At 40.6% G+C, this 25,661-nt stretch carries 25 protein-coding genes; 9 read left to right on the top strand and 16 right to left on the bottom strand.

Annotation, left to right across the window (positions count from 1 at the left end; genetic code table 11):
* Window positions 1-17 precede the first annotated feature (17 nt).
* Window positions 18-746 (bottom strand): SDR family NAD(P)-dependent oxidoreductase, encoded by a 729-nt coding sequence (locus IEU81_RS07635; protein WP_186089454.1) that lies wholly within the window; start codon window positions 744-746, stop codon window positions 18-20.
* 188 nt (window positions 747-934) lie between these two features.
* On the opposite strand from IEU81_RS07635, the gene IEU81_RS07630 reads away from it, so the two are divergent.
* From IEU81_RS07630 to IEU81_RS07620, 3 genes are all read left to right on the top strand, one after another.
* Entirely contained in the window at window positions 935-2,038 is a 1,104-nt protein-coding gene (locus tag IEU81_RS07630) for a hypothetical protein (protein ID WP_186089456.1), read from the top strand.
* An 11-nt stretch (window positions 2,039-2,049) separates the two neighbouring features.
* Window positions 2,050-3,144, top strand: coding sequence for a 5,10-methylene-tetrahydrofolate dehydrogenase (locus tag IEU81_RS07625; protein WP_186089458.1), 1,095 nt, complete (start codon window positions 2,050-2,052; stop codon window positions 3,142-3,144).
* 74 nt (window positions 3,145-3,218) lie between these two features.
* Window positions 3,219-4,061, top strand: a complete 843-nt coding sequence (locus tag IEU81_RS07620; RefSeq protein WP_092595820.1) for an aldo/keto reductase — start codon at window positions 3,219-3,221, stop codon at window positions 4,059-4,061.
* Between the two features lie 94 nt (window positions 4,062-4,155).
* Here the strand turns inward: IEU81_RS07620 and IEU81_RS07615 are convergent, their stop codons facing one another.
* Together IEU81_RS07615 and IEU81_RS07610 are read right to left on the bottom strand one after the other, a co-directional pair.
* Entirely contained in the window at window positions 4,156-5,673 is a 1,518-nt protein-coding gene (locus tag IEU81_RS07615) for an ABC transporter permease/substrate-binding protein (RefSeq protein ID WP_092595822.1), read from the bottom strand.
* Window positions 5,670-6,608 (bottom strand): ABC transporter ATP-binding protein, encoded by a 939-nt coding sequence (locus tag IEU81_RS07610; protein WP_186089459.1) that lies wholly within the window; start codon window positions 6,606-6,608, stop codon window positions 5,670-5,672. Before IEU81_RS07610 ends, IEU81_RS07615 begins: the two co-directional genes overlap by 4 nt.
* A 34-nt stretch (window positions 6,609-6,642) precedes the next feature.
* Here IEU81_RS07610 and IEU81_RS07605 point away from each other — a divergent pair, with 34 nt between their 5' ends.
* Both IEU81_RS07605 and IEU81_RS07600 read left to right on the top strand, forming a co-directional pair.
* Window positions 6,643-8,097 carry an aldehyde dehydrogenase gene (locus IEU81_RS07605; protein ID WP_308807834.1) on the top strand — a complete coding sequence of 485 codons (1,455 nt, stop codon included), beginning with the start codon at window positions 6,643-6,645 and terminating at the stop codon, window positions 8,095-8,097.
* A gap of 37 nt (window positions 8,098-8,134) precedes the next feature.
* Window positions 8,135-8,800, top strand: a complete 666-nt coding sequence (locus IEU81_RS07600; protein ID WP_092595828.1) for an SDR family oxidoreductase — start codon at window positions 8,135-8,137, stop codon at window positions 8,798-8,800.
* A gap of 48 nt (window positions 8,801-8,848) precedes the next feature.
* Here IEU81_RS07600 and IEU81_RS07595 read toward each other — a convergent pair whose 3' ends face one another.
* The 5 genes from IEU81_RS07595 to IEU81_RS07575 all read right to left on the bottom strand — a co-directional run bounded on the left by IEU81_RS07595 (window position 8,849) and on the right by IEU81_RS07575 (window position 14,211).
* Complete coding sequence (locus tag IEU81_RS07595; RefSeq protein WP_092595830.1) at window positions 8,849-10,258, bottom strand: YfcC family protein; 1,410 nt, start codon at window positions 10,256-10,258, stop codon at window positions 8,849-8,851.
* A 105-nt stretch (window positions 10,259-10,363) separates the two neighbouring features.
* Window positions 10,364-11,038: an ABC transporter ATP-binding protein gene (locus IEU81_RS07590; RefSeq protein ID WP_186089461.1), complete on the bottom strand. Its 675-nt coding sequence runs from the start codon at window positions 11,036-11,038 to the stop codon at window positions 10,364-10,366.
* Window positions 11,039-11,040: 2 nt separating this feature from the next.
* Complete coding sequence (locus IEU81_RS07585) at window positions 11,041-12,069, bottom strand: FtsX-like permease family protein (protein ID WP_186089463.1); 1,029 nt, start codon at window positions 12,067-12,069, stop codon at window positions 11,041-11,043.
* An 82-nt stretch (window positions 12,070-12,151) separates the two neighbouring features.
* Window positions 12,152-13,537 (bottom strand): sensor histidine kinase, encoded by a 1,386-nt coding sequence (locus IEU81_RS07580; protein WP_186089465.1) that lies wholly within the window; start codon window positions 13,535-13,537, stop codon window positions 12,152-12,154.
* Entirely contained in the window at window positions 13,534-14,211 is a 678-nt protein-coding gene (locus tag IEU81_RS07575) for a response regulator transcription factor (RefSeq protein WP_092595838.1), read from the bottom strand. The genes IEU81_RS07580 and IEU81_RS07575 overlap by 4 nt, the downstream gene beginning before the upstream one ends.
* Window positions 14,212-14,345: 134 nt before the next feature.
* Here IEU81_RS07575 and IEU81_RS07570 point away from each other — a divergent pair, with 134 nt between their 5' ends.
* Window positions 14,346-15,683, top strand: coding sequence for a PepSY-associated TM helix domain-containing protein (locus IEU81_RS07570; RefSeq protein ID WP_231957209.1), 1,338 nt, complete (start codon window positions 14,346-14,348; stop codon window positions 15,681-15,683).
* A gap of 11 nt (window positions 15,684-15,694) precedes the next feature.
* Window positions 15,695-16,159: a FixH family protein gene (locus tag IEU81_RS07565; protein WP_186089467.1), complete on the top strand. Its 465-nt coding sequence runs from the start codon at window positions 15,695-15,697 to the stop codon at window positions 16,157-16,159.
* Window positions 16,160-16,202: 43 nt separating this feature from the next.
* On the opposite strand, the gene IEU81_RS07560 is transcribed toward IEU81_RS07565, so the two are convergent.
* The 3 genes from IEU81_RS07560 to IEU81_RS07550 form a co-directional block, all read right to left on the bottom strand.
* Entirely contained in the window at window positions 16,203-17,345 is a 1,143-nt protein-coding gene (locus IEU81_RS07560) for a globin domain-containing protein (protein WP_186089469.1), read from the bottom strand.
* A gap of 173 nt (window positions 17,346-17,518) precedes the next feature.
* Window positions 17,519-18,877 (bottom strand): MFS transporter, encoded by a 1,359-nt coding sequence (locus tag IEU81_RS07555; protein ID WP_186089471.1) that lies wholly within the window; start codon window positions 18,875-18,877, stop codon window positions 17,519-17,521.
* 14 nt (window positions 18,878-18,891) lie between these two features.
* Window positions 18,892-19,983 (bottom strand): 5-methyltetrahydropteroyltriglutamate--homocysteine S-methyltransferase, encoded by a 1,092-nt coding sequence (locus IEU81_RS07550; protein WP_092595848.1) that lies wholly within the window; start codon window positions 19,981-19,983, stop codon window positions 18,892-18,894.
* 121 nt (window positions 19,984-20,104) lie between these two features.
* On the opposite strand from IEU81_RS07550, the gene IEU81_RS07545 reads away from it, so the two are divergent.
* Both IEU81_RS07545 and IEU81_RS07540 read left to right on the top strand, forming a co-directional pair.
* On the top strand, window positions 20,105-21,019 hold the full coding sequence (locus tag IEU81_RS07545; RefSeq protein WP_092595850.1) for a LysR family transcriptional regulator: 915 nt from the start codon (window positions 20,105-20,107) through the stop codon (window positions 21,017-21,019).
* Window positions 21,020-21,081: 62 nt separating this feature from the next.
* Window positions 21,082-21,366: a GNAT family N-acetyltransferase gene (locus IEU81_RS07540; RefSeq protein WP_176760573.1), complete on the top strand. Its 285-nt coding sequence runs from the start codon at window positions 21,082-21,084 to the stop codon at window positions 21,364-21,366.
* A gap of 51 nt (window positions 21,367-21,417) precedes the next feature.
* Here the strand turns inward: IEU81_RS07540 and IEU81_RS07535 are convergent, their stop codons facing one another.
* From IEU81_RS07535 to IEU81_RS07515, 5 genes are all read right to left on the bottom strand, one after another.
* Window positions 21,418-22,287 carry a cation diffusion facilitator family transporter gene (locus tag IEU81_RS07535; protein ID WP_092595854.1) on the bottom strand — a complete coding sequence of 290 codons (870 nt, stop codon included), beginning with the start codon at window positions 22,285-22,287 and terminating at the stop codon, window positions 21,418-21,420.
* A 172-nt stretch (window positions 22,288-22,459) separates the two neighbouring features.
* Window positions 22,460-23,308, bottom strand: coding sequence for a DUF368 domain-containing protein (locus IEU81_RS07530; protein ID WP_231957208.1), 849 nt, complete (start codon window positions 23,306-23,308; stop codon window positions 22,460-22,462).
* Between the two features lie 42 nt (window positions 23,309-23,350).
* Window positions 23,351-24,169 carry a sulfite exporter TauE/SafE family protein gene (locus IEU81_RS07525; protein ID WP_186089472.1) on the bottom strand — a complete coding sequence of 273 codons (819 nt, stop codon included), beginning with the start codon at window positions 24,167-24,169 and terminating at the stop codon, window positions 23,351-23,353.
* Window positions 24,170-24,190: 21 nt separating this feature from the next.
* A complete protein-coding gene (locus IEU81_RS07520) occupies window positions 24,191-24,778 on the bottom strand; it encodes a class I SAM-dependent DNA methyltransferase (RefSeq protein WP_186089474.1) in 588 nt (195 codons plus the stop codon).
* A 9-nt stretch (window positions 24,779-24,787) separates the two neighbouring features.
* Window positions 24,788-25,645 carry a fructosamine kinase family protein gene (locus IEU81_RS07515; RefSeq protein ID WP_186089476.1) on the bottom strand — a complete coding sequence of 286 codons (858 nt, stop codon included), beginning with the start codon at window positions 25,643-25,645 and terminating at the stop codon, window positions 24,788-24,790.
* Window positions 25,646-25,661 lie beyond the last annotated feature (16 nt).

Raw genomic sequence — 25,661 nt, 5'->3', positions numbered from 1 at the left:
ATTGCTTTCGTAATTTATTATTGCGCTGTAAAGCCGCCGTCTACAGTGAGTGTATTTGCTGTCATGAATGAAGAATCATCTGACGCTAAGAATAACGCCGCTTTAGCCATTTCTTCGGATGTACCCAGACGGCCAATTGGTGTAATTCCTATCAGTGCTTCTTTCATTTCAACCGGAATAATCGGTGTATCAATGAAGCCCGGGCAAAGTGCATTCACACGAATGTTTTCTGCTGCGTACTCAATACCCAGTGAGCGTGTTAAGTTAATGACTCCGCCTTTTGCAGCGTTATATGCAGCGTTACCTGCGGCACCGATCCAGTCGTACATCGATGCTGTATTAATAATATTTCCGCTGCCCTGCTCACGGAAGTAGTCTATTGCCAGTTTAGAATACAAGAACACTGCATCGAGGTCTACATTTACCGTTTTACGGTATTCAGCGTAAGTAACTTCGTGCGTTGCTTTAGTTACACCAATACCAGCGTTATTGAATAGAATGTCCACACGTCCAAATTTTTCTATAGTTGTATCAAATACTTTTTTTGCATCTTCTTCACTAGTAACATCTGCCTGCACGAAAATCGTTTCTCCGCCGATTTCTTTTGCCGCTTCGTTCCCTTTATTCTCGTCCAGGTCAACAAGTACTAGTTTTGCGCCTTCTTTATTAAACAATTCTGCTGATGCTTTTCCGATTCCTGAAATACCACCTGTGATAATGACGACTTTGTCTTGTAGTTTTGCCATTTTATTACCTCCAAAATGATTTTCTTGCTTACTCTTGTTATATCATCTAAATTTTCAGACAACATAGGAGAAAGAACGATAATATAATGTGATTTTGTTCACATTAGACAAAATCAGCTTAAAAACTCTTAAAACAGGGTAATATTTTATTGTTGCTTCATTCATTTTTTTTACGAAAGGAGAATTTTATGACCGCGATTAAAGTCGGCTTAATACCAGCACCCGGCCTGCCAAAAAAACTGCTGGATAACATTATTGATGATCTGTCTGAACTGGCTGCAGAAAATATAAGCAGTGATTGCCAATGGACTTTCGAAATGGAAGTCAGTGTCCTGACCAGTTCGTCTGAATATATAAATGAATCCGTTCATAACATGGTAGCGATTAAAGAACGGAATGATTGGGATTTTGTCGTGGCTGTCAGCGATCTGCCCAGCTTATCTCACCGGCAGGTTGTCATTTCCGAATTTAATTCTCCAAAGTCGGTATCATTGCTTTCTCTGCCCTCCCTGGGTTTCCTTTTTATAAAAACCAAGTTAAAAAGGATGATTATTCACCACTTGGAATATCTTTATAAATTTGATAAAAACACATCTAAGACCAGCGATGATTTATCAACACCAAAAGTTGGACAGACTCGTTTAGAAACGCCAATAAAAGGCAGCGACAGTACACAGCGCTATATTATTAACTCATACATTCTCGGCTGGCTGAAGCTCCTTTTAGGTATGACTTATATTAATGAGCCCTGGACAATTATTACTAATTTTAAAACTCTGGTCTCCCTTGCTTTTGCTACCGGCACTTATATCGCAATCTTTTCTAACCCTTGGCAGCTCAGTATTGATTATCAGCCCTGGCGGCTAATATTACTCACGTTTTTTTCAATCATCGGTATGGTTATTTGGCTGATGTATGCGCATAAGTTATGGGAACCTTCGTCTTATAAAACGCACCATCATTACCGGCGTTTATATAACTTCACGACATTTATGACACTCTTGTTCATCACTTTTGCTAACTACATCATTCTTTACATTCTGCTGACTATTTCTATCACTATATTTGTGCCGCCTGCTCTATTCAATGATTGGACTCAGTCTGATGCCAATTCAACAGTGCCAAACTATATGAATCTAATATGGTTCACTACATCCCTCGGCATGATGGCAGGTGCACTTGGATCAACTGCAGAAAGTGAAGAGAAGATAAGAAATGTCACTTATTCATACAGACAGGCCTACCGTCATGAAAAATTACAGGAAGATAATGACTGGAATGAAAGTACTTGAGGAGGTAAATAATGAGACGTCTCGCACTAGTCACAGCACCCGGCATTGCCGCAGATTTTGTAAATAAAATTAAGGACGAGTTAACTGCTGAATTAAAAGCCGAGCTGGCAGACGGCAGTGATTGGGAAATCGATATCTTTACCGATCCTCTGACAGGAAAGACCGAACTCTCAGAGAAAATATATACACGTATTGATGAATACCTTAGGGAAAACAGTCTGGATTATTTAATCAGTCTGACAGACTTACCGCTTTTCTATGAATATAAACCTGTCGTTATTGATATTGATACCACAAAGGGCATTTCCATGATATCTTTGCCGGCTTTCGGCTGGAGACCCATGAAACAGAAAATTAAAAATGCCATTATTAATACCGTCAGCATTATCGATAAAACAGCCGATAATGAATACCATATAAAACAGGAAGTCCATGCATTAAATAATCTATTCACCTTTTCTAAACTTAAATCTTCAAGAGGATATATCGAGAACTCCAAAGAAAAACACCTGCTTTTTTATATGCGTTCTAAAATTGGCGGTATGGCCAGGCTGATCAGCGGCATGACATTTTCAAACAACCCCTATAACATGATGCAAAGCTTAAGCGGTGTCACAGCCATTGCTTTTGCTACCGGCTCATTCGGTATTATATTCTCTACGATGTGGAATTTATCCTATCTGTTTCCGACTTGGCGCCTGGTGGCAGTATCAGTACTATCAATTATCGGCATGCTGATATGGATTATATTTTCCCATGACCTGTGGGAAAATCAGAAAGAAGGAGAAAGCCGGCGTATTGTTTCTTTGTATAACAGTACGACTTTGCTGACTTTATTTATTTCCTTGCTGCTTTACTACCTGCTGCTCTACTTGCTTTTCCTTGCAGGCAGTGCGGTTTTACTGCCGCCTGATTTCGTTGCTGAAACTCTGCAGGCTGACAATATAGGCATTCAATTTTACTTAGAGCTTGCCTGGTTTGCAGCATCGATTACAACCGTTGCCGGAGCAATTGGTGCCGGCTTGCAGGATAAAGAAACCATTCAGAAAAGTACTTATGGTTATCGTCAGCGCTTACGCTACGAGGAAAGTCAGCACGAAAATTAATGATGAGCTGATTCTTTTATGTTTTCTCAAATTTGATTGATAATTAAACTATTAAAGAAAGAAAGGCTGATTTCATGACACAAAATATACCCGAATATGAACTCCATAACGGATACAAAATACCTGCCATTGGCTTTGGCACAGTATATATGAATGGACGTAAAGGCGCTTCAGATATCAGTGATGCTATTAAAAATGGATATCGTCTAATCGATACTGCTATTCGCTACGATAATGAAGGTGCTGTCGGTGAAGGTATCAGACAAAGCGGTGTAGACAGAGAAGAATTATTCGTCACATCCAAACTGCGCGGCGGCTTATATGATTATGACAAAGCGCTCGCATCAATTGAAGAATCCCTGTATCGTACTGGGCTCGACTACATCGATTTGTTCCTGCTGCACTGGCCAAACCCAAAGCAGGATAAATATGTCGAGGCATGGAAAGCACTGATACAAGCTCAAAAGGATGGCCTTGTACGTTCGATTGGTGTCTCTAATTTTGAACCCGAGCATATCAATCGTCTAATCGATGAAACCGGCGTAAAACCTGTCGTCAATCAGATTGAAATGCATCCTTATTTTAATCAGGCTAAAGTCAGAGCTTTTAACGAAGACAATAATATTATCACTGAAGCTTGGAGTCCTTTGTCACGTGCACGCACTGTTATTCACGATGAGACTTTGAAAAATATGTCCGAGAAGAAAAATAAAGATATTGGACAAATTATATTACGCTGGCATTATCAGCATGGTGTTGTGCCCATCCCTAAAGCCTCCAGTTCTGAACACCAGCTGGCAAATATAAATATTTTTGATTTTGAACTGACAGATGAAGAAATGGAGAACATCGATGCCCTGACAAAAGAAGAAGGCCGTATCGATAATCAAAACCCAAACGAATATGAAGAGTTTTAAATAGTCAAAAACTCGGACAACTGCTCACAGAATATATAACAGATAAAATCCGTACGTCAGCTTTCCTCGAGGGAATAGCTGACGTACGGATTATTTATTCTAAAATATTATTTTCTTCTAAATACTCTTTTGCAACATCATAAGGACTTTCATCTTCTACCGAAACACGATAATTCATATCCTGCATTTCTTCATCGGTAATCTGACCGCCCAGTTTATTTAAAGGGTCGATAATCTCAGGATGCTCATCCAGGAATTCCTGTTTAAACATCGGTGCCCCTTGATAAGGCGGAAATACCGCTTCAGTATCTTCCAAAATAATCATGTCGTATTCTCTCAGCTCTGCATCTGTAGCATAAGCATCCATCAGATTAATATCACCGCTCTCAATCGCCTGATAGCGAAGCTGCGGTTCCATAGTCACTACATCGTTAAAGTTTAAATTATAAGCCTCCTGTATGGCAGGATAACCATCTTCTTCCCTGTCGTTAAACTCCATAGTAAAGCCTGGTTTAATGATATCTTCTACACTTTTAAGATCTCCAATCGTTTCAAGACCATTCGCTTCTGCAAATTCTCTTTTAACAGCCAGTGTATAAGTATTATTAAATGCCATTGGATCCAGCATAGTCATATTATATTGTTCATCCAGTGCTGTGTTCGCTTGTTCATATACTGCACCCGCTTCATTTGAGTCCGGCGGTATATTCACCAGTTCACCGAGCACTGTACCTGTAAATTCCAAATAGCCGTCAATTTCATCCGATTCCAATGCATTAAATAGGAAGGCTGTTTTACCCATCCCGTCTTCAACATTTACACTGTAGTCTGTTTCTTCTTCTATTAGAATCTTATACATATTCGTTATAATCGATGGCTCAGCGCCCAGTTTACCGGCTATTGTAATGCTGTCTCCACGGCTTGATAAGAGCGGAGCCAAGGCAACTAGCAGGACAGCTGTAAATATAGTAACGATAAGCGTTATTCCCTTTTTATAAGACAGTTTCTGAATCATTCTCAGTACAACATCAAAGACAATCGCAAGCAGCGCTGCAGGAATTGCTCCAATTAAAATCAAATGCGTATTATTTCTGTCTATCCCAAGGAGAATTAAGTCACCCAGTCCGCCGGCACCGATTAAAGCAGCCAGTGTCGCTGTACCGATAATCAGCACCATAGCAGTCCTGACGCCTGCCATTATGACGGGCATCGCAATCGGGATTTCCACTTTTATAAGACGCCGCATCGGTTTCATCCCGATACCACGAGCCGCTTCAGTCAGCGACTCATCCACTTCTGCAATACCAGTATAAGTATTTCTCAGAATCGGCAGTAACGCATAAATAACGAGCGCTATAATCGCCGGTACTACCCCAATCCCAAACAGCGGAATCATTAATCCAAGTAAGGCCAGCGACGGTATCGTCTGCAGTACTGCAGCGATATTTATAACGACTTCAGCCGTCCGCTTCGTTTTAGTTAAAATAATACCAAGGGGTATACCAATCAGTGCTGCAATCAGCAAAGCGATAAATGAAATTTGTATGTGTTCAATCAGCGTTGATAACAATTCACCTTTTCTGGAATTCAATGTTTCTAAAAATGTACTCATGCGCTGTCACCCGGCTTCTCTGTTAAATACTTAAATATATCCTGTCTGCTCAGCAGTTTAAATCCCGCTTCAGTTTGTACAGCAACCGTCTCATATTCTGTAAATAATGTATAAGCTTCTTTAATATCCATATTACTTTCAATTTCAGGGTATCCATCAATATTATCTGTTACATGCTTGTCACTGACAAAATCACCTGCAGTGACTCTTTGCTCTATAAGATTTCCGATAAATTCTTCGACAAACTTATTTTTCGGATGTTTTTTAAATTCCTCAGGTGTACCGATTTGTTCAATTCTTCCTTCATTAAATAAACAAATGCGGTCACCGAGTTTCATAGCTTCCTGAATATCATGCGTTACAAAAACGATTGTTTTTTTTATTTCATGCTGCAGCTTAATCAAATCATCCTGAAAACTTTCCCGTGTAATCGGATCGAGCGCACTGAATGGCTCATCCATTAATACAACTGGGGGATCTGCCGCCAGTGCCCGCACTACCCCAACACGCTGCTGCTGACCGCCTGACAGTTCTGCCGGCTTACGGTCGATATATGTATCCGGATCTAAGCCCGCCATTTCCATCAGCTCTTTTGTGCGGCTTAATGTCTCTTTGTCTTTCCAGCCTTTCATTTCTGGTACTTGGGCAATATTTTCACCAATTGTCATATGCGGGAATAGCGCGATTTGCTGCAGAACATAGCCGATATCCCAGCGCATTTCATACACCTCATAGTCGCTGACCGGCTTATCTTTAAAATATATGTATCCTTCAGTCAGCGGAATCAGTCTGTTAATCATTTTAAGCGTCGTCGTTTTACCGCTGCCCGAAGGACCAATCAGCACAAAAAATTCTCCTTCTTCTACTCGAAAACTTGCATTATCTACAGCTTTTTTACTGCCGTATTTTTTCGTTACATTTTTGAACTCTATCATCTGATCCGCTCCTCTAAATTTTCAGAAGTTATTTATATGTATTAAAATAGGGAATAATCCTATATACCCTATTAAAAACAAAATAAAAGGGAATACGATATATAGAATTATTGAGAGGAGTTCAATTATGACGATAGAATCTATTGTTAATGATCAGCGTGAATATTACTTTAAAGCGCACACTAAATCAGTCAGCTTTCGAATACGTCAGCTAAAGAAACTTAAAGCCAATATTCAGTCCAATGAAAAAATGATACTGGAAGCTTTAAATAAAGACCTTGGTAAGACATCAGCCGAAGCTTTTATGACGGAAATCGGTATCGTCTACCAGGAGTTCGATCACGTGATTAAAAATCTCAGGAAATGGAATGCACCAAAAAAAATCTCATCATCCATGATGAGTTTTCCTGCTAAAAATTATATCCTTCGTGATCCATACGGTGTCGTTCTTATTTTATCACCATGGAATTATCCTTTTAATTTAACTATGATGCCGCTCATCGGCGCAATCGCAGGCGGTAACTGTGCAGTAGTCAAACCTTCGGAAACGAGTCCTCACACCGGGAAAATTATAGAGAAAATATTGAATTATACTTTTGCCAAAGAATATATCCACTGTCTTCCAGCGGATACACCGCACGATGACGTCAACATACAGAATTATGATTATATATTCTTTACAGGCAGCACGAGTGTCGGCAAGGAGATTATGAGTATTGCCAGTCAATCTCTAACACCTGTCACTTTAGAACTCGGCGGTAAGAGCCCTGCAATTATCGATGAATCAGCAAATATTGATATTGCGGCCAAAAGAATTGCCTGGGGTAAATTTATAAATGCTGGACAGACATGTGTTGCCCCTGATCACGTGATTATTCACGAATCAAAAAAGCAGGCCTTTATCGACAGCATACTCGCTGAAATAGAAGAACGCTACAAGGGTGCTGAATATCGTGAAGATTATCCTAAAATTATTAATGAAAAACATTACCAGCGCTTAAGCAGCCTGCTTGAAGATGAAATGGTCCTTGGCGGCAGCTTAAACGAAGAGGCTCAAAAAATTGCACCGGCTCTCTTGCCAAACAGTACTTTTGATTCAACAGTCATGGAAGAAGAAATCTTCGGACCTATTTTACCGATTATTACCTATCAGCACCTCGAAGATTTAATTGCATATCAGCAGACTCTTCCTAAACCGCTTGCATGTTATATATTCACTGAAAATGATCACGTGTCGGACATGCTGCTGTCACGGCTATCATTCGGCGGCGGCTGCATCAATGATACGCTGATGCATTTAACCCATCACGATATGCCATTTGGCGGCGTCGGTGCCAGCGGTATGGGACATTACCATGGAAAATATTCCTTTGATACCTTCACTCATGAGAAAAGTATTGTTAAGAACACCACTATATTTGATATTCCCGTACGCTACGGACCGTTTACAGAAACAAAATCCAAGCTTTTGCGCAAGTTTTTAAGTTAGACTGACAGTATAAACATTTAAAGGAGTGCATGCAGTAATGAGTATTTTAGTAATTGGTGCAAATGGCGGAGTTGGCCAGCACCTCGTTCAGCAGCTTAAAGAGAATTCTGTAGATTTTACAGCAGGTGTTCGTAAAGAGGAACAAATCGCTGACTTACAAAATAAAGATGTGAAGGCAACTCTGATCGATGTTGAAAAAAATTCTATTGAAGAACTCGCTAATCAAATGAAGGACTTTGAACAGGTGGTATTCTCAGTCGGTTCCGGCGGCAGCACAGGCGCTGATCAAACAATTATCGTTGATTTAGACGGTGCAGTAAAAGCAGTTGAAGCAAGTAAACAAGCTGGCGTTGACCACTTTGTTATGGTGTCAACTTGGGACTCGCGACGGGAAGCATTCGATACTTCGGAAGCAGCTAAAATTAAACCGTATTCTATCGCCAAACACTTTGCAGATGTTCACTTAAGAAATTCAGGTCTGACTCACACGATCGTTCATCCGGGTATGCTGACAGATGAAGCAGGTTCCGGAAAAATTGATGTTGATTTATACTTTGATGAGATTAAAGACGTTTCCCGCGAAAATATTGCAAGTGTCCTTTTTGAAATCGTAACGAATGAAGAAAATAGAGGGAAAGAGCTTCAAATTCTCGATGGCAGCACTGACGTTGGTGAAGCAGTTAAAAACTTTAAAAATAAATAGTATTAAAAAAAAAGAAATCCGTTATGGATTTCCTTTTTTATATGAAATTTAAGACCATCCTGTAATTTGAGCCACTGTTAAAGCACCTAATGAAATTACCATGAAAATAACGAACAGCGGGAAAAAGAATTTAATCCATTTATGCCATTCAACGCCCGCAATTGCTAAGGCAGCCATGAAATAACCGCTTGTCGGATAAAGGATATGTGCAAAGCCGTCACCGAGCTGGAAGGCGAGAACTGCAGTCTGGCGCGTAACATCAACCATATCTGCTAACGGCGCCATGATCGGCATCGTGACTAAAGCTTGTCCCGAGCCCGATGGAATCACAAAGTTAATAATCAGCTGAACGAAGTACATGCCTGCTGCAGCAAAGGTTGGCGGCAAGTCGCCAACGACTGAACCAAGACCGTTAACAATTGTATCCATCACTTGTCCATCTTCTAAAATCACCGCTACTGAGCGGGCCAGTCCGACGATAATTGCACCCATTAACACTTCTTTAAACCCTTTAGTAAATGCTTCACTGATACGCGTTAAGTTTAAACCTGAAATCAAGCCGACCACTACACCCATAATGATAAACAGCCCGGCCATCTCAATCATGAACCAGCCCTGGGTCGTCACACCCCAAATCAGTACTGCAAAAAAGACGAGTACAGTAAAGGCACCTGCAATTTGACGTTTTGTCGCCGTTAATGGTTCATGTTCACCAATTGAAGTATAAGTTTTACGTTTTTCTGCATCATCTTCGTAAACTAAGCTGGCTTCAGGGTTCTTTTTAACTTTTCTCGCATAGCGCATAACGAATAAAATTGTTATCGCCAGTACCACAACGAATAAGGTCAGTCTGAATCCAAGCCCTGAGAATGTCGGCAGTTCAGCAATCGTTTGTGCCAAACCGGTATTTACAGGATTCAGAACACCGACAGAATAACCGACTACCGTACCGCACAGTGCAATTGCAGCTGCGGTCATCGAATCGTAGCCGAGTGCAATAATCAGCGGAATAATAACCGGTATGTAGACCAGAGACAACTCCGCCGTACCGATCAGTGTCGCAATGGATGCAAAGACTGTAATCAGTACCGGTATAATTAAAATACTCCTCGACGAGAACTTACGCGCGAGTTTATCGACTGCAACTTCTATAATGCCGCTTTCTCGGAGAACCATAAACATGCCGCCGATAATCAGCGTGAAGAAGACAACTTCTCCTGCATCGACTAAACCTCTTGGGATTGCCGTTAAAAATTCTACTGCGCCTGTAGGCGTTGATTCAACATATGTAAAAGATTCCGGATCAACTGCGGAACGGCCATTTTCTAATTCAACCCGGTCAAATTCACCGGCTGGAATTAAATACGTCGCTGCAGCTGCAACGATACCGAATACGAATAAAATGACATATATATGCGGCATTTTAAAGCCGCTTTTGTTCTTCTTTTCATTGCTCATCTATATAAACTCCTTTTTTATTTTTCATTGTAACTTAAATGAGCACACTCTAAAACTATGTATATGGATAAAAAAAGATGGGTTTCTCACCCATCTTCACCATAATTAGATAATTTTTCCGTCTTTCATCTCAACGATACGTTCTGCGTATTTAAGCATGTCGTTATCGTGAGTCACCATTAAGACCGTTATATTTAATTCACTGGCCAGTCTTTCAATCAGTTCCATGACTTCAACAGAACGTTTAGAATCAAGACTCGCAGTCGGTTCGTCCGCGAACAGTATTTCCGGTTCATGGATAATGGCCCGGGCAATCGCGACGCGCTGTTTCTCACCGCCAGAGAGATTTTCAGGGAAGCTGTCTTTGTGATTCCACATATCGACAGTTTTCAGTACATCTTCAATGCGGGACTGTTTATCTTTTTTAGACCATTTTAGTTCTGCCGTATCGATCATCAATTCGAGCTGTTCCTGTACAGTAAGGAACGGTACAAGATGAGCATGTTGGAAAACGAAGCCGAAATGTTTAGCTCTGACTTCACGGACTTGCTCATCATTCATGCTTGAAAGATTTTGACCGCCGAATGAAATGGTTCCGTCAGTCAGTTTCTGCAGACCGGCTGCAATAGTTAAAAGCGTACTTTTACCAGATCCTGATGCACCGACCAATGCCGTTAACTGACCTTTATTCAATTTTAAATCTATATCTTTTAAAATTTGCTCGCTCGTATTGCCATGTTTAAATTCTTTTTTAATATCTTCTAATTGGAATACACTCATTTTTACGCGCCTCCTTGATTAATTGCCTGCATCGGTTCTACTTTTTTAATTTGAATGCCCGATAATGTTGCGCCGATAAACCCAATGACTATAAATGCTGCAGAAGATAAGAGCACTGTATTCATTGTTAAGTGGAACGGCATACCGCTCGGTGCCAGTACATTGAATAACTGACTGACGGCAATCGCAAGTATCAGAGATATGATTGTAATAATAATCATCTGAGCCCACATCATTTTAAATAAAGTGAATGTCTTAACCCCTATCGCTTTTAAGATTCCGAATGTACCCAGTTTTTGAACGTTAATCATGTAGAAGAATATTGCAAACAGCATACCGCTGATGACGTACAAGAATACAATAATCATATTGAGTGACAGCTGTTCTGCACTGTAGCTTGGTATTGTATTTAAGAAATCCGAGTTGCTGAAACCTGATAATTCATCAATTGTCTGATTAGAATCGGGTGTAAATGCCATTTGGAATGTGTCTGTTCCATACATTTCAAAGAAATCATCGTTATTAATAAAACCAACTGATGAGTGGCTGAATTTTTCCTGCGCTCTAAAATCTGTAATTGTTAAATCTTTATCTAACAGTTCACTTGAGATTGTATCCCCCACTTCAAAGCCTTCTTCTTGAAACGCCTGGTCGAGAATAATTTCTCCAGATTCTACATTGGGGAAGTAGTCAGATTCGGTTGAACTGACATACGCCAGACTGTGTTTCTGTTCTTCCGAATCACTAAATTCGCCCATTTGAATAGAAAAGAATACCGGATCTGTTGTTTCATTCTCCACATCGTTCATTTGTTCATCCGTTAAGCTGGAAAAACTGTAATTCTCTTCTGCACTTTCTTCCATATAAAATGTACCTTCCGGCATATTTTTAATCAGTGCGGCATTATCCTGTGACAAGCCGTTAGCTAAACCTGAAATACTTAAAGTCAGCAGGCTGATTAAGAATATGATCGAACCTAGTATCGTATAACGCATTTTATATTTTTTCATTTCTTTCCATGCCATTTTCATGAAAAATTCCTCCTCGCTAACTATCTATGAGTCATACTTTACACTTCGTATGTGAACTCATTATGAACGAGGAGGAAATATTTTATTCACTGCTGTCTAATGGCAGTCTGACAGTGATTGTTGTGCCGTTTTCATTACTTCTGACATTGATTGAGCCGTTATGCATATCGATAATTTTTTTAACTATCGACAGCCCGAGACCTGTTCCAGCAACATTACTCGTTCTGGCAGTATCTACGCGGTAGAATCTGTCGAATATTTTATCGATACTCGTATCGTCAATCCCTTCACCGGTATCGCTGATTGCGATAACCGTATGTGCCTTATACTCTGTCATTTCAATATCGATGCTGCCGGCTTCGGCATTATATTTTACTGCATTCGATAAGAGATTATCCCAGACCGTATTCATCAGAGCTTTATCGGCTTTGATTTCAGTATCATGCAGTTTATGGGACAGCATCAGGCCTTTTTCATTCACCTTCCATTCATATACTTTGATTAAGCGCTCCAGCTGCTCTCTTAAGTTATACGTTTCTTTTCTCAGTAAATAATCTTCATGATCAATCGAAGATAAAATAAGCAGCTGTTTAGTCATTGTAGACAGGCGGTCTATTTCAAAATCGACAGTCTCAGTATATTCATTCCGTTCCGCTGGCGTGAGGGGCTTATTTAACAGTTTGTTATAGCCCTTAATGCTCGACAGCGGGGACTGAATATCATGGGATATATTCGAAATAAAATCTTTTTGAATTTTATCGTTATATTCAATCTGTTTTGACATGCTGGCAAAGTTTGACGATAATTCACCCAGCTCATCTTTCCGATTCGTATCTAAATCGTGAATAGAATAATCACCGGCAGCAAGCAGTTTAGTCGCCTCACTGAGTTTAGTCACAGGCTTGATTAAAAAGTGTGCGCTGATAAAGACCAGAATAATACTGAGTAAGACTGTCAATGCGAATAACAAGCCAAATAGAAGGTGCATTTCGTTAAACAGCAGATTTATATCCGGGCGTAAGAATAAGGCATATGACGTCCCGTCATGTTCAACAGGCACACCAATTGTATTGCTCAATTCATTGGCGAAAAAACCTGTAACAAATATTTCCGCTTCAAAATTCGCCATACCATGGTAAACTTCCCCGCCAATCACATTACCGGTCACTTCATCTTCTAAGTTCAGCTCACCAAATTCAGCACCAAAAAATTGAGTATTTCCCGCTGCATCAGCCAGATATATTTGATAGCCGGCATCAGCAATTGTCGCAGAATAATCTTCTATGCTTACATCGGGATTTTCTTCGATAAAGGCCGCGACTTCTGTTGCGATTTCTGTATTTTTAGCATCGTTGCTGTCTTTTAAATTGTATTGATAATAAGCATTTGAAACGACGAACGCGATAAAGAAACTCAGAATCATAATTCCAAGTGTCATCACAACAAATTTTACGTAGAGGGATTTCATGATTTCTGCTCCAGAAAATAGCCGACTCCGCGTACTGTTTTAATAGAAAAAGCATCTGTCAATTTTGTAAAGCGTGTCCTGAGCCTTTTAATATGAACATCTACTGTGCGTTCGTCGCCTTCGTAGAATGCACCCCAAATTTGTTCTATCAGCTGCTCCCTGGAAAAGACCTGGCCAGGATATTCTGCCAGCAGATGCAGCAGCTCAAACTCTTTTAAAGGCAGCATATATATCTTGCCGTGAATATCTACCGAGTAATTCTCGGGATGAATAGTGACTTCGCCGATGCGGATTAAATCATGTTCTCCTTCTGCTTTATACCGTCTTAACAATGCTTCTATTCTAAATAAAAGTTCCTTAGGTTCAAATGGTTTAACAAGATAGTCATCTGTGCCGGCTTTAAAGCCGTCTGCTTTATCGTCTATATGACTTTTGGCAGTTAAAATTATAACAGGAATATCATATTCTTCCCGAATCACCTTGGTCAGCTCGAGTCCGTCCATGAACGGCATCATGACATCAACAACAGCCAAGGCGCATGGTGTTTCTTTCAAACACTCTAATGCGCGTCTGCCATCATTGGCCGTTACGACACGGTAACCTGCTTCCGTTAAATTAAGTCCGACAAATTTTACGATGTTCGGATCATCATCGACGACTAATATTCTATCCATACCGTTCTCCTTTTGTTGACTTAATACTGATATTATATCATCAAATCTGCATACTTTTTAACATTCCGGGATGTACAAGTAATGGAATGTCATCCATACTCAAACTATGAAGTTTTGCTGGGAGGATTCAAAAATTGAAAAAACAACTGCAGCCCTTAATATGGCGCTGGCACCTGTTTGCCGGGCTCATACTGGCCCCATTTCTGATTATAATTGCAGTGACGGGTGCAATTTATCTGTTTAGAGCAGACATAGAGGAATACATATATAAAGATTACTATTACGTTGAAGCAGAAGGTGAACAATTGCCGCCGAGCGATCTTGCCTTCACTGCCTTGAATACTGTAACCGGCGGTGAAGATATTACCCGCTACCGTCCCGGCGAGAGTGACACGCGTTCAGTGGAAGTCGGTATTACAGATGAGGACGGTGAATCGCTGACCGCTTTTGTTAACCCGTTTACCAGGGAAGTTCTCGGTATTATTAATGACAGCACGCGTCCCATGGAAATATTAGCCGCACTCCACAGCGAGCTGTTGGCGGGCACTTTCGGTGACCGCATCGTCGAACTCGTTGCCTGCTGGACAATTATAATGCTGATTTCCGGCTTATTTTTATGGTTTCCAAAAGCAACAGAGAAAATTAAAGGGGCAGTGACTATACGCTTTAACAAACGAGGCCGTATTAGACAGCGTGATTTCCATGCCGTACCTGCTTTTTGGATATCAGGCGGCCTCTTATTCTTCCTCTTGTCAGGCATGCTCTGGACCGGTTTTTGGGGCAATGGAGTCCAGCAGCTGACCACCGCTTCCGGCGCAGGCTATCCGCCGTCCATCTGGGTGGGGCCAGCACCGGAATCCACTACGGTTGCAGAAGATGTTGCCGATGTTTCCTGGGCTGCTGAGCAGATGCCTGTAGCTGACTCAGATCCGTCGTCAGGATTCAGACAAATTACTATCGATGAAGTCGTTAAAATGGCTGAACAGACCGGAGTCCACCCATCTTATGATATATTTTATCCCGCTTCGCCGGAAGGCGTCTTCACACTGTCTGTCTTCCCGCCAAAAGCACAAGATGAAGCGACGATACATATCGACCAGTATACAGGCTCTGTCATCGCCGATTACCGTTACGATAATTACGGCCCGCTCGGCAAAATCATGGCACTGGCCATTACTATCCATAAGGGACTGGAATTCGGTCTAATCAATCAGATTATCGGTGTGATCATTTGTATCGGCCTGATCGGCATGGTCATTACCGGCGTATATATGTGGTATAAACGTAAGCCTGAAGGATCTGTCGGTGCACCGAAAGCGAAGAGTATTTTTGAATACAAAGGCTTACTGGCAGTAATGATTGGCTTTGGAATCATCTTTCCGCTCGTCGGACTGTCGCTGATTATTCTCTTTTTGACAGACCGGCTGATTATTAGAAAAAACAAAACACTACGCCGCTGGCTGAACTATTAAGGAGGCATCTTATGTATAAATATTTTTATATTGTCTTGTCCTTCTTACTGCTGTCAGGCTGCAGCATGGTGGATAGAAGCACACACGATAAATACAACGATATTCCGCAAACTAATATCATTATGGATACTGAAAACATTACCGGTGTCAGTCCTTCTGAAATGTTGACAATGCATATTCTCCAAGACGGCGAACCGGTAGATGATGCTGATATTACATTAACAATGTGGGCTGCTAAAGATGCTGAAGTATGGAGTGAAGAATATGATGTCTCCCATGAGGGAGACGGTGCATACACTGCTGAGCTGGACATTCCGAGAGAAGGTCTCTATTTAATCAAGGCACATGTTAAAAATGACACGATCGACGCACTGCCGACTAAATATTTTACAGTCGGTTCTCTCGATATGTTTGAAGAAGTATTTATTCAGGAATTTAGTAATGACGACAGCATGCAGACACACAGTCACCATTAAAAAAACTCCCATTCATTTTAGAATGGGAGTTTTTTTAAATTATTTAGACTGCAAGGCTTAAGCGCGGAATGAAGATTTCATAGTGAATACGTCCTTTATCGACGCCAGCTTTTCCGAGCTCTTTAACGATAGACTGGATGAATGTGACGCCGCCGCAAACATAAATCTCCTGCTCGTCTTTCAGGAATTTTTGAACTTCTTCACTCATCAGATAGCCTTCTTCATCTCTAAGATGTGTGTGAAGTTCTGCATTATCAGCTGCTGCGATATTTTTAAGTTCAACTTCAAATGCAACGCGGTCAGCATCGTCTGATACTTGGATAAACTGCGCATCTGCACCCGTTTCTGCTGCCGTTCTGTACATTGGGAATAACGGCGTTACACCGATACCTGAACCGATGAATAACTGTGGTTTATCAGTATTTTCCAGTCCGAATACACCGACTGGAGCAGACAGATTAATCGTGCTGCCTTCGTTGATTTGTTCATGCAGGTATGTTGAAACTTCCCCGCGATTGCCATCTAACTCTTCTTTTCTGACTGCAAATGTTAACTTATCGTCCTGAACATCAACGATTGAATAATGGCGTTTTGCTCTGTATGGCAGATCAGGCACCTGAACATCCACTGTGATGTATTGACCAGGCGAGTAATCGATATTTTTCACTTCATCAGATTTAACTGTAAATGATTTAATGATATCTGTTTCTTCACGTACAGCCAGAACTTCAAATGGTTTGAATCCTTCCCACGCCAAGTTCGCATAGATATCTTTTTCAATGCCGATAAAGGCATCAGCAATTTCCCCGTAAGCTTTACCCCAAGTTTCAATAATCGGATCATCTGCTTCCAGACCTGTGACTTCCATAATTGCAGCAAGCAGATTCTCACCGACAATTGGGTAATGTTCCGGTTTCACTTCAAGTCCGCAGTGCTTATGAGCAATTGGAATCACAACAGGAACAATTGGTGTCAGATCTTCAATATGCTGTGCAGCAGCCAATACTGCTGTTGCCAGTGCTGTAGACTGCAGACCCTGTTTATGGTTAGGCTGATTAAACATATTGCGAAGTTCCGGGTGGTTTTCAAACATTCTCTTATAGAACTTAGAAGTAATTTCCACACCTTTATCTTGTAGAATCGGTACTGTACTGTGAATAATTTCAATTTCTTCTTTGTTAACCATTCTTACACTCCCTATTTGTTGTATTTATTTCATTATCTAATATTAATGCTCTTTTCTCAATGAAATCTCCTTATATTGTTAATTTTTTCACAAATTTTTGAATGTTTTTTGACAATATCTTAAAAACATAGAAAAGAGGCGTGAATCGGTGTAAGATTCACGCCTGAGTAATTTTAAGATGCCAAAGCTTCTGATTTCTTCTTAAACTGTCTTTTTTGAACCTCTGTTCCATGTTTCTCCTGTACAAAGAGAAGTGCACAAAATGCAATTGCACACGGTAAGGCAAACCCTAAAAATGAGAGCTGCGGCGGTACATTCGTCATCAATACCAAGCCGATAAGCAGCGGACCAGTGATTGACCCTATTCTGCCCATACCGACGGCCAAACTCAATCCTGCACCTCGTATATCCGGCGGGTAGAACATTGTAATATACGGATTAATCAGGTTTTGAGAACCAGCTGTACACGCTCCCGCAACAGCGATCAGTATAAATAAGAGCGCCGTGCTGCCCGTTATGCTGAGCAGGACAAAAGTGATTCCCCCGATACTGAGCAGCGATAATAAGACATTGCGGTGGCCGATTTTATCCACCATATAGCCTCCTGCAAGTGACCCTGCCATTTGCCCGAGAGCCAGTGTGATTGTGAATATCATAGCGGAAGATACGCCGTACCCTGACTCCTGCATAATGTTCGGCAGCCAAGTGCCAAGCCCGGCAATCATCATTAGACAGCAGATGACTGCTATCCAAAACATGACTGTCGACAAGCCTTTATTATTATTAAAAATTTTGTTAAAAGAAATTCCTGAACTGCTGTTTGTCGTCCCAGCCGTAATTTCATAATTATCCCATTCACTATACTGATTCGTTTGAGTGACTTTGTTTAAAATTTCCGCAATTTTTGCTTTGTTGCCTCTTCTTATATGAAAGACCACCGATTCAGGAAATTGCTTTAAGAAGAATGGCGTAATCACAACAGTAAATATACTGACCCAGAAAAACAGTCTCCAGCTTAAATGCTCTAAACAGTAAATTCCAAAAAGTGAAGCAATGATTGAGCCGATAGAATAGCCGCAGTACATTAAAGCAACGGTCATTGCCCTGTTTTTACGCGGAGAATATTCCGTCATCAGTGAAATGACTGCAGGCATTAAGCCCCCCATTCCCACAGATGCAATAAATCTAAAAATGATAAAAATCGTTTCATTTTGAGCGAAGCCTGCTAAAAAATTAAACAGACCGATGATGACAAGACACAGGGCAAGTACTCTTTTACGTCCGATGACATCTGTCAGTGTACCCAATATAAATGTGCCAGCCATCATGCCCATCATTGCATAACTGCCGATAGCGCCTGCTGCTGCCGGAGTAATATTAAAATCATTCATCATCTCCGGCAGTGCCAGCCCGTATACTGCGATATCGAAACCATCCGCTGCTATTGCTATAAAACACCATATAAATACGAGCATATGAAATGTGTTGAATTTACTATTTGCTATAACCGTTTCCGGGTTGATATTCGCCATTCTCTTGCCCCTTTCTAGTGCCAGACTTCTGCTGCTATTTCTGCAACATATTTTAGTTTTCTCCACTGGTCTTCTTCTGTTAAGACGTTCCCTTCCTCAGTCGAAGCGAAGCCGCATTGCGGGCTCAGTGCAAGCTGATCCAGCGGTACATATTGAGCCGCTTCATGGATACGCGCTTTAATATCTTCTTTATTTTCCAATTCACCGCTCTTAGAAGTGACGAGTCCGAGTACGATCGTTAAGTCTTTGCGGTTAACGTGGCGTAATGGTTCAAAGCCGCCTGCACGATCACTGTCATATTCCAGGAAAAATCCGTCAATATTTAAACGCCCAAACAAAATTTCTGCAACAGGTTCATAGCCGCCTGAAGATATCCATGTTGAACGGAAATTCCCACGGCAAATATGCATGGTAATTTTAAAATCAGCCGGACGGTCTGACACTGCTTCATTCAGTACTTGTAAATATTTTCCTTTTAAGTATTCAGGATCTTGGCCTTTATCTATCAGCTTTTGTCTTTCTTCTTCTGAGCAAAAGTAACCCCATGACGTGTCATCCAGCTGAAGATAACGGCAGCCGGCTTCATAGAAACTTTTCAGAACGTTTTTATAAGCCGCTGCCAAATCGTTAAAGAAATCTTCCTCATCAGGATAGACATTCTTATCTATCTCTCCTCTGAAGTGCAGCATACTTGGACTTGGAATTGCATATTTAGCTGTTGTATCACCTGCTTGAGACTGAAGATATTTAAAGAATTCAATTTCTCTGTGTCCGTCGAAATGCACTTTCCCGGTCACTTTAATCGCGCGGGATTTAGTCTGACGTTCTTTAAAGGCAATACCGCCGCCAGAGTCAAAACCTTCTACGCCGCCGAGGCCTTCCAGAAAATCGAAATGCCACCATGCTCTGCGGTATTCGCCGTCAGTGACCGCTTTTAAACCTGCTTCTTTTTGCTTTTTCACAGCTTTAGCAATTGATTCATCTTCAACGTTTCTTAATTCTTCTATCTTAATTTCACCATTTTCAAATTGTTTGCGTGCTTCTTTTAGTGCTGCCGGTCTCAACAAGCTGCCGACGTGATCTGCTCTGTATACTTCTTTAGTCATATTTTTTGCCACTCCATCTCTTTTTAATGATTGTATAAATATTATCATGGCGGTATGCTATAGACTAACTGATTAAATTCATGTCTCGTTATAACTTTTGACTATAACAAAGGAGGAAATTATGTCTCTGCAACAGCTCAAATATTTAATTGCTGTCGTTAACAGCGGTTCTATTAATGAAGCAGCAAAAAAACTCTATATCTCTCAGCCGACTTTATCTAAGGCGATAAAAGAACTTGAAAAGGAAATGGGTATTACAATTTTACAGCGCACCTCGACAGGCATTGTTTTGAGTCCGGACGGCGCAGAGTTTCTCAGCTACGCCAGACAGATTACCGAACAGGTGGAACTGCTTGAAAATAAATATTTAGACACACCCTATCAGGAACAGCTGTTGTCAGTGTCCACACAGCACTACTCATTTTCTGTCGATGCCATGGTCAGAATGATTGAACACCACGGCGGAGATAAGTATCAGTTTTCACTTCGTGAAACCCGCACATATGAAATTATCGATGATGTTAAAAACTTAAAGAGTGAAATCGGTGTGCTCTATATGAATAAATTTAATGAAAAAATTCTGACTCAGCTGTTAAAAGAAAGTCATTTAACATTTGAACTGCTGTTTACTGCTAAACCTCACGTATTTATAAGTAAAACGAATCCGCTCGCTAAAAAAGCTAAAGTTACTTTAGATGACCTTGCACCATATCCAAGATTATCCTTTGATCAGGGTGAGCACAGTTCATTTTACTTTTCAGAAGAAATACTCAGTACGCTGACCAGCCCTAAAAATATACTGGTCAGCGACAGGGCAACGATATTTAATTGTATGATTGGTTTAAATGGCTATACTATTTCGAGTGGTATTTTGAGTGCAGAATTAAACGGTACGGATATTATTCCGGTGCCGCTGGATGTGGACGATGAAATTAAAGTCGGCTGGATTACCAATAACAAAACCCAGCTCAGCAGGGTAGCTAAACTTTATCTGGAAGAGCTTGTTAAAACGATTGAAAACTATAATCTGCTGTAATGTGTGTTCTTTTATTTTAAGGGTATAGGAGTACTACATATAATTATGGAGGTGCCGTTATAGTGGATATCAAACATGGAACGAATAAATTTTATTTTGGTGATGACCCGCAAAACCCGGATGGTGAACTAACGTATCTTCCCGATGATATGAACAAACTTGTCATTGACAGCGTCGTCGTCAATAAAGACTTGCGCGGACAAGGTCTCGGTGACGTGCTGCTCGATGCAGCCGCTGACTATGCCCGGGAAAACAATAAGAAATTAGTGGGTGAGTGTCCATTCGTAGCGAAACGATTTGATGAATTTCCCGAGAAATATAAAGATGTTATCTTTGCAGAAGCATAAAAATAAATCCCTGTGTTTATCCTTAAGGACAAACACAGGGATTTTTATATTTTACTCATGTAATTTTGGTTCAGGATGTACATAGAGCGACATAATTCCTTTATCATGCATATGTTCTTCCACACGGTCACAGATCATATGTGCATCAGTGATTGAAATATCAGGATCAACAATAATTGTCACATCTAAAAATATACTGCTGCCGTGATAGCGGCCCTTAATCGATTTAACATCGAGGACCCCGTTCACTTCCAAGACATCTTCCTTATGTTCAATTAAATCAGCATCGTTATAGCCGTCACTCAAGGCAAATACTGCGTCTTTCAATATTTTTAAACCGGTATACATAATCAAGAGTCCAAGTATCGAAGCAATGATAACATCGGCAATCGGCAATCCCAGCTGGGTTAAAATTAAACCGGCTGCTGTTCCAAGGCTAATCATACTGTCTGAAAAATTATCCATCGATGCCGACTTTAAAGATGTGCTCTTTGTTTTTTCAGCAAGCTTTCTATTAATAAAAAAGACTGCAAGCATCACGAGACCGCTAAAAATACTTACATATATAACGACAGGGTTTGGTGCTTGTTCTGCTGGAGAGAAAACGGCCGGGACGTTTTCCATTAAAACTTGAAGTCCGACAAAAATAATAATAAATGAAACGACCAGAGATGCAATATTTTCAGATTTCAAATGCCCGTACGGATGGTTGTCATCCGGCGGCCGTATCGATATTTTTAAACCGATCAGAACTGCCAGAGATGCAAAAATATCGGTCATATTATTCAATGCATCGGCACGAACTGCCGCAGAATCATACTCTACACCGAAATAATATTTCAGTACAGCTAGAATAATATAGGTGAAGATACTTAAATATGCGCCTCTTTGGGCAAGTTTCAAATTATTTATATTACCCATCATGACAGCTCCTAAAAATTAATGGAGATTAATTATGCACTGCTTTCGTCAAATTATCAACTGCTTTTGCCTATTTATAAAACTTTATATTGGATGAAATATTTTTTTAGATTATCCTAAATAATAAATTAACTCTTCCTAAATTATTCTTTTAAAAAAAGACACTCCATTATTATGGAGTGCCGCTCTTATTTTGTTCTTTGCCGAAAAGATAACTAATACTAAAACCAATGACGAAAATGACGATTGAAATCAGCCAGCCCGTCACACCTTCAGGGAGACCGGGATAAATTGCAAACATCGATCCGAACAACAGGCCAATGATGCCTGCATATGTGAGATAAGTATAGTTTTTAAGAAGATATGAAATGATCCTGCTGGCTCCCAGCACTCCGATCACAATACCTAAACCTACAGAAATCAAAATCGGCAATACTTCGAAATTTAATGAAGTAAATTCGTTTATCGCGTAGATGACGATCGGATAAACACCGAGTATTAGCATAACCAGCGAGCCGGATATTCCGGGCAGCAGCATCATTGATGCAGCGAGTATGCCGGTAAGGAAGTATTTAAATAAATCCCCAACCGCCATGCCTGCACTTTCTGCCGGCGGCGCCTCGCCATTAAACAGAGACATCACAAATAATAAAACGATACCTAAAATAATTAAAATATAGTGCGCTGCACTAAATTCCACTTTTACATTTGAAATTCTAAACATCATTGGTATCACACCGAGAACCATCCCCATGAAAAACCAATGCGTCGGCACAGTGTGATTTTGTAAAAAGTAATCGAGTACTGAAGACATCGTTAAAATAGCGATGGCCATACCGATAACCAGCGGCAGTAAAAAGGCAATCGCCTGTTTGTAGTACTTAGATACTATCCGGCTGATTGCACCGAGAAACTGATCGTATATTCCTAAGAGTAACGCCATCGTACCGCTGCTGACTCCCGGTACTAATTCAACGATTCCCATTAGAAAGCCTTTGGGCACATTTTTCCAATTAAACATATATTCAATTCCATTTCATTTTTTCTTTTATTTTATCATAATTTACAGGCTGTCAATAATCATATATACGCCGAGAAGGAGTAAAACCATCCTTAAAATAAAAATAACAGTATCTGATTCTAGTTTTCTGTTCAGCCTGACTCCGAGCTTGGCGCCGATATAAGCTGCCGGTATCAGAACGAGTGCGTACAGGAAGTGAATATTCCCTTGAAAAAGGTGGCCGGCTGCTGACGAAATGCTGCCAAAGAGCACTAAAAACATACTGGTGCCAACTGCAATAGATGGCGGCATTAAGAATAAAATAATCATCATTGGTGTCATCAGTGCACCGCCGCCTACTCCAAAGAGACCTGCTAAAAAGCCTGCCAGCAGACTCCCAATAACGCCTATGTATGGCGGGAAACCGTAATAATGTTCCTGCCCTGCTGCGTCAGTGTGCGGTCTCATATATTTATCATTTTGAAATATTTTAAGCGGCTTGATTTTATCTCGTACAAGCAATATAAAACTGACCAATATAATAAAGAGCCCGAAATACAATTTTAAACTGTCGACTGTAAACAGACTGCTTGTATAGGATCCGAGCATAGCACCCGGAATAATACCCAGCAGTAAGTATTTACCGTTCTTCCAATCGACCTGTTTATTTTTGTTGTATGAAATCACAGATGATAATCCGATAAACACCAGTACCAGGCTGGACGTGCCAACAGCAATTTGAGGCGTAATTCCATCCAGCAAGCCAAGTTCCGTCCCTAAAAAGATAAGTACCGGGACGATGACAATACCGCCTCCGAGTCCAATCAGCGACCCGACAATTGCTGCAATCAAACCGATAACTGCGAGCAGAATAAATTCCATATATATCTTTTTCCTTTTAAGTTATTTTAAAGCTGAGGCGATGAACATTGAAGCATCTTTGTTCATAAATATATTTTTCCCGTCATAAAATGTTTTAATTTCTGCACTTTTAAAACCGGCCTCGATTATTGCCGTATTCATCTCTTCATGCGTAAAGCCGTTGTGCACTTTCTCATGATAGACTGCATCATTTTTATCAAAATCGGCTATAATCAGCTGACCCGACGGGCTCAATAAACTGTACAATTCTTTTATCAGCGCTTTGTATTCAGGAACATGAATCATAACGAGCGAAACGATGATGACATCTGCTTCATTTTCTTTCAGATTTTCAATACTCCGCGTTTCAGCATGTTTGATATCACCTGCCTGAATTTTCTCATCTACGACTTCCATCATATTTTCAGACAAATCACTGAATATTAAATGCTTAAAATTATCTTTAAACTGTAATCCAACCAGTCCTGTGCCTGCACCATAATCCAGCAGTGTTTTTTCAGCAGACTGAGGTAAATACTGCCCTATGCCGCGTGCAATTGTATTTGCCAGCTCCACTCTCTCTTCGTTATCGTATCGCTGTGCCATTTTGTTGAATACATTCTCTGCCATAAAACTCTCCTATTTCTTATTTATAATTTTCTCCATTGTACTATTTACGCTGCCAAGATACATCTTTCCAAACTTAACAAGATGTACAAGCAGTAAATACAGTTTATAAAATTCTATTCGGAAAGCTGCACCTTCCTCTAGCGGGTATGCTGCATCGTAGGCCTCGTAAAAATCAGTACCGAAGCCGCCGAATACTTGTGTTGCACCGAGATCAAACTCTCTGTCTCCATACAAAGGTGATGGATCGAACAATGCAGGACTGCCGTCATTAAGAAACATGTAATTCCCAGCCCACAGGTCACCATGCAAAAGCGACGGTTTACTCTGATGAGTTTTCAGTTCTTCTTTAATTATTTCGAGTACTTCTAAAAATCTCTCGTCATCCTTATTACTCCATAGACTTTGTTTATTAATCTCTTTATAAAGATGAGTCAAACGCTGATCTATAAATACTTCGCTCCAGGTATCCATCCAGCCGTTGCTGAATGTAATATCACTGCCTTCATATGCTAAATGATAACCGTACTTGCCATCTTTCTGATATGTCATGTGAAGTTGTGCCACCATTACACCAAGGTCCTTCTGACTGCCTCGCCCTTCTTCAAGAAAATCAAGCAGCAGATAAGCATCGCCTGAAATTTGACCATAATCTATCACTCGCGGTGCGGTAATCCCCGCCAGTTCAAAATCTTTCAGTCCTGAAATTTCTGCAGCATAGAAATCCGCTTCTCTATTCGGCTGCACTAGGAGAAAATATATACCATTTTCCGTTTCAATACGATAGGCCTCATTGACATCGCCGCCGCTGACAGGCGTTATATTCTTAATATATTCGAGAGGCAATTGAGCTGACCATTTTTCGTTCATGGATTATTCTCCTTCC

The sequence above is a fragment of the Jeotgalicoccus aerolatus genome (assembly GCF_014635205.1).
Lineage (GTDB): Bacteria > Bacillota > Bacilli > Staphylococcales > Salinicoccaceae > Jeotgalicoccus > Jeotgalicoccus aerolatus.
The sequence above is the reverse complement of the archived record's forward strand: the minus strand, read 5'-3'. Positions and strand labels throughout refer to the sequence as shown.